Annotated in this window: 6 protein-coding genes; 1 reads left to right on the top strand and 5 read right to left on the bottom strand. The window is 41.9% G+C overall.

The genetic code is table 11. The annotated features are described in order from the left end of the window. Positions 1–207: 207 nt before the first annotated feature. The 3 genes from PX481_RS10880 to PX481_RS10875 form a co-directional block, all read right to left on the bottom strand. The gene (locus PX481_RS10880; protein ID WP_002760578.1) at positions 208–717 is read right to left on the bottom strand and encodes an inorganic diphosphatase; all 510 of its coding nucleotides are present in this window, start codon (positions 715–717) and stop codon (positions 208–210) included. A 161-nt stretch (positions 718–878) separates the two neighbouring features. Further along, a complete protein-coding gene (locus PX481_RS30115; RefSeq protein ID WP_012267246.1) occupies positions 879–1,073 on the bottom strand; it encodes a TLTLP motif-containing protein in 195 nt (64 codons plus the stop codon). 739 nt (positions 1,074–1,812) lie between these two features. Next, on the bottom strand, positions 1,813–2,991 hold the full coding sequence (locus tag PX481_RS10875) for an AI-2E family transporter (RefSeq protein ID WP_002760581.1): 1,179 nt from the start codon (positions 2,989–2,991) through the stop codon (positions 1,813–1,815). A 143-nt stretch (positions 2,992–3,134) separates the two neighbouring features. Here PX481_RS10875 and PX481_RS10870 point away from each other — a divergent pair, with 143 nt between their 5' ends. Continuing rightward, the gene (locus PX481_RS10870; protein WP_223213027.1) at positions 3,135–3,380 is read left to right on the top strand and encodes a hypothetical protein; all 246 of its coding nucleotides are present in this window, start codon (positions 3,135–3,137) and stop codon (positions 3,378–3,380) included. On the opposite strand, the gene PX481_RS10865 is transcribed toward PX481_RS10870, so the two are convergent. Beyond that, positions 3,316–3,708 carry a hypothetical protein gene (locus PX481_RS10865; RefSeq protein WP_002760582.1) on the bottom strand — a complete coding sequence of 131 codons (393 nt, stop codon included), beginning with the start codon at positions 3,706–3,708 and terminating at the stop codon, positions 3,316–3,318. The genes PX481_RS10870 and PX481_RS10865 overlap by 65 nt on opposite strands. 18 nt (positions 3,709–3,726) lie before the next feature. Further along, a complete protein-coding gene (locus tag PX481_RS10860; RefSeq protein WP_288024799.1) occupies positions 3,727–4,941 on the bottom strand; it encodes an AbeC-like domain-containing protein in 1,215 nt (404 codons plus the stop codon). Between the last annotated feature and the right edge of the window lie 116 nt (positions 4,942–5,057).

The following is a 5,057-nucleotide window of genomic DNA, read 5'->3' as shown; positions in this document are numbered from 1 at the left end:
GTGGGGGTGTGGGGTGTGGGGTGTGGGGTGTGGGGTAGTGGGGTAGTGGGGTAGTGGGGTAGTGGGGTAGTGGGGTAGTGGGGTAGTGGAGCATTTGGCTGAAATTTCCCTAAACCCCTAAATCCCTATCACCCTATCTCCCGACTCCTGAATTCTGACTCCTGACTCCCGACTCCTAACCCCACAACAAACTTTTTGCCGCAAACCTTACTTATAAGCAGCAATACACTGTTCAACTAAAGCGGTTACTGCGTCCACATCTTTCCAACCGAGAATTTCTGTGACTTTTTTCTCTAGATTCTTATAGGTTTTGAAAAACTCGGCGATTTCCTCCAAGCGATGGGGAGAGACATCTTTAAGAGATTTTACCTCTGCATAACGAGGATCTTTAGCGGGAACACAGAGAATTTTTTCATCGCGATCACCACCATCGATCATTTCTAGCATACCAATGGGACGCGCCGTAATCACACAGCCGGGGAAAGTAGGCTGATCCATGATCACCATACCATCTAAAGGATCGCCATCATCGGCGAGGGTATTGGGAACAAAACCATAATCACAGGGATATTGTACCGAAGAATAGAGAACGCGATCGAGAGCAAAGGCATTTAAATCCTTATCAAACTCGTATTTATTCTTACTGCCGGCGGTAATTTCCACTAAAACGTTAATTAAACCTGGTTTCGGTTGGGCAGGAATGCGCGATAAATCCACAAGCTTTCTCCAAATACAAGACAATAGCGCCTTTAGAGTCACCTAAAAGCGCAAGCAAAATTAAAACACACTTTGATTGACTCCGATCCAAATTTTACTCATAAGGGGGATCGGGACGAAGAAAAAAATTTTTATTTTGGCAATCGTCTATCTCAATTCTGTCACCTCATTTGCCTCGTTAGGGAGTAGGATGTGTTACCGGTAAGGGGTTCTTCGGTATAGTTAGGCGTGGAGTTATATCCAATCGCTAACAAGGGTAACGTTAGGGTCAGAATTGCGATCATGGTTCCGAGTAAATTGGCCCACCTATGACTAGGAGGTTCGGAAGTCTTCCCTGACGGGTTGCTTGATTCCATAAAGGGGTCGTGTTGAACTCGACAAGTAAAGAATACGAGAGATATATAGAGCAGTCAGCTATCGGCTTTTAGCTTTTAGCAAATTACTGCTATTTTTTGCCTTTGAGCTTGGTTAACGTCTCGTTAAAAAGCGAAACATTAACAGCAATACTCTCCCTACTAATTATATTTTACCAATTCTTTTCCAAGAGTTCACTCTGATACTTTTCTTGACGATCTCTCCAGATCATGGTCTGTTGGTGTTTGTCCATGTCATACTAAATCAGTTTTTAATAACTGGATTTAGTATCAATCCACAAAAAAAATGTCTGAAAAGCCCAAATATTAAGCGATTCAAACATTTTCTCATTGCAATCGGAGGGTGATATTGACTTTATGTCTTAACTTCGAGCTTACGATAGAAACTTGGCTGTTAATGTAGCCTATTTAACCAAAATATCGATTTTTTGCTGATTTATCGGGATAGACAATGACCCGTTCTTAAAATTATCCGAGTTTAGAGACAATTGGTTAGCTAATCTCCCAATAAGCCAGGCCCCAGAGACCAGCAAGGCATCCTCAAGCCTTGATTTGTCCTTGCTTGTCAGGGACAGCGATCAGGGCAAGTGGAGTTAATCTACCAATATGGATATCATAACTCGATCGAGGGAGAAAAGCCAAGAACCTGCGAGAAAATTGCCGATTTCTCCCGGCCAATATTACTGCTCACATCGCCCTAGATCATGCCGTCAGTCATTCTTCAGCGAGAAACCACCTCGCTAGAGGATTCTGATTCTAGGGGGAGAGAGGGTTTAATTATCCCGTGTTTTGTCTCCTCTGGTGTCACTTGACGGATAACCTCCAAAGCTTCCTTGATCATTACTGCCATGGGAACCGCGACAATCACCCCCAGTAAACCGCCCACTCGCGCCCCCGTCAAGACCGAGACCAACACCCAAAAGGGATTTAACCCGGTGACACTGCCCAAAATCCGGGGAGCAATGCCGTTTTCGACAATTTGCTGCACCACTACAGCCACGGCTAAAACTTGCAGAGCTAAACCAATATCGCGCAAAGCTAGTAAAGCTGTCACCGTGACAATGCCTACAGTTCCCCCAAAAGGGATTAAGGCCATGGTGCCAATCAACAGACCGAATAGGAGACCAAAAGGGACTTTAATCGATAAAAATGCCGTGACTAATCCCAGGGCCATGCAGGTGGCGCAAATTACCTGTCCGACAAAGTAATTCTGAAAACTTAAGCGTAGGGTTAGGGAAAAGGGTTGTTGGACGGGTTTGGGCAACCATTGGATAATACTCCTCCAGATATCGGGACTGTGGAGAAGTAGATAAAAGGTGAGGATAATGGTTAGCAGCACATCAAGCACGCGCACCACGGTAAAAACGGTGAGATTAAGGGCTAAATTAACGCTTCTTCCCGCTAGAATTTGCAATTCTGCCCCTAAACGACTGTTAAACTGAGCGATAACACCATCGAAACTGATCGGAATCGGTAGATTCATCGTGTCGATTTTGGTATCTAGTTGCATCAGTTGGCGCTGTCCCGAGTCTAACCATTCTGGCAATCTGTTGACAAATTGCTGTGCTTGGGTGAAGACTAGGGGAACTAGGGTTATGCCCACGGCCACAAAAATTAAAATCGTGATCAGGGAAACCACGATTGCAGCTAAACCCCGTTTTAATCCCTGACGTTCCAACCAAGTCACCGGATAACCCAAGAGAAAAGATAGAACGGCCGCTATCAGTAAAATAACAAATAAAGATTCAAAATAGCCAAAAATTGCCGATAATGCCCAGACATTCAGGACGACAAGTGGTGCGGCTAGAGCAATCACCAGTAAGCGGGATAAGGAATTCAGGGATTGCCAGCACGTCTGAACCCAATTGCGTTTCGGGGGAACGACTTTAACTTCCACCATGAAGCCTCTTAAAAGGTTTGTTTCAATACTTGTATTCTGACAGATCGAAGCCGAACCCGCTAACTCAACCGGGGGGAAGTGGGGTGATGGGGTGTGGGATGCTGACAGGTGTAGGTTTATTACAACCCAGATGGTTCTTCGGTTTGTCTTATGCAACGTACAGGATTATAAGGAATGAAACTCTTATAGAGAAAGACATTTGGCGATTTTTGTCAATTGTTTTCGATCTAGAGCGAACTAATCAATTAAGTCTCTTGCCAGATAAGGATTTAGTCGATTTATGCTCCCCTATTGAACCATACCAAATAACGAAGAACCGAAATTTTAGTGATTTTCGTCAATTGCTTTCGATCTATTGTTATTTTGCCAGTCTTCTAAAGCACCGATAACAAAACTAGCAGCCGGATGGTCTAGCAATGAATCTAAAGCACTAATACTACCCGCTTTTAAAGCACTGAATATTCTTGTCAAACTTGGGGTTTTGTCTATCTGCTCGACAACCGCATCAGCTAATGCGACTTTACCCTTATAGGTATCAGTAGGATAAGTTGACTCTAATTGTTTTAGTAAAGATTGCATCTCTGCTGCTGCTTCAGCTAGGGTTTGCTTTTTTTCAGAAGCATTAGTTTCCATATCCTGACTTGTTTTACTATTATCACCAATGGCAACTTGGCTTCCATGAATATCACCGAATTTATAGTCTTTACGCTGGTTCATAATAACCTCCTTTCCTGCTCATGAGCTTTGTGTTTGTGATGTTCCTGTACTTTGGGAAAAAGTAGAGCCTGACCCCACAGCGATTTGGCTGTTGGTAATATTTCCCGCCGTAATTCTCGTAACATTATTGATAATACTTATGACCGATCTTTCAAATTCAGATGAGTCAATCCCCTGGCTCTTTAGCAGTTTAATGGTACTGAAAAAAATCCCATTTTGTATTGATTTCCAGTACATCAGGACATCTTGAGTACCATAGTAATCAAAACTAACTTTTAAATCAGTGTTTAATTGGCGGTAACGATTAGCAAAAAATATAAAAATAGCTAAAATAATGAATAAAGGGGAAAAAGCTAAGATAAGAATAATAAGAATAAGGATACCCAAAGGAGTTCTTCTCAGTTGGCTAATAAAGTTTTTAATTGAACGACTTAGAGGATTTTTTGCTAAATTTACTGTTTGTTGTCTCCTGGCTCTTTGACTTAAATCTAGAGGTTCTGCAATGAACTCACGGAAAGTTTGTTCTAATCCATAATTATACTCTTCTTGAAACTCTGCTGCCCGCCGTTGTCGAGCATCATTAAACTTCCAGTAAAAAAGGTAGAAGGAAAATACAACGACATACCATAATGACAACCCTAAATAGATACCAGATGCAAAAATAATAGTACCCAATAGCATCTTTAATGTTCGAGATAATGGACCATCTTCAAGAAGCGAACTCAAACTAAATCTTTGCCGATCAATTCCAGTTAGTATATAAGCTGATGACTCAACAAAAGTGACTTTTCCTGCATTATAAAAGCGCAGAAAGTAAGAAAGAATATAATCTCTTTCTTGGTCAACATATCTATAAATACGATAGGCTCTTTTTTTGCCAGCCACGTCACCCTGTTCTTTAATTAAAAGTGGGTCGTCTAAAAACATTACGGCTGGACGGGAAGTAGTGTTCATCAGCAGCTTCCCATCAGGCTCTAGCTCAAAGCCATCAATATATAAGCGACTCAATATTTCTAGATTTGGTAAATTTAGCTTGTCAATCTCTCGATCAGTGGCTTGATAAAACTGGTCAACGGCAATCTCAATGTATTCTTGAGAATTTTCCCATTCTTCAGATTTTTCTTGATGTTTCTTCTTGCGAGTAATAGGAACCGTCCAGCTAGAGCCAGGAATGATTTCTCCAGAACCAATAAAAGGGTTAGATCCGGCGGCTCTTCGGTTTGTGTTATGCAATGGACGGGGATTATAAGGGATGGAACCCTTATATAGAAAGGCATTTAGCGATTTTTGTCAATTGTTTTTTATCTAGAGCGAACTAATCAATTAAGTCTCTTGCCAGATAAGGATTT

This window comes from Microcystis sp. M53603_WE2 (assembly GCF_030065435.1).
Note: the sequence above shows the minus strand (reverse complement) of the source record. Positions and strands in the feature narration are given on the sequence as shown.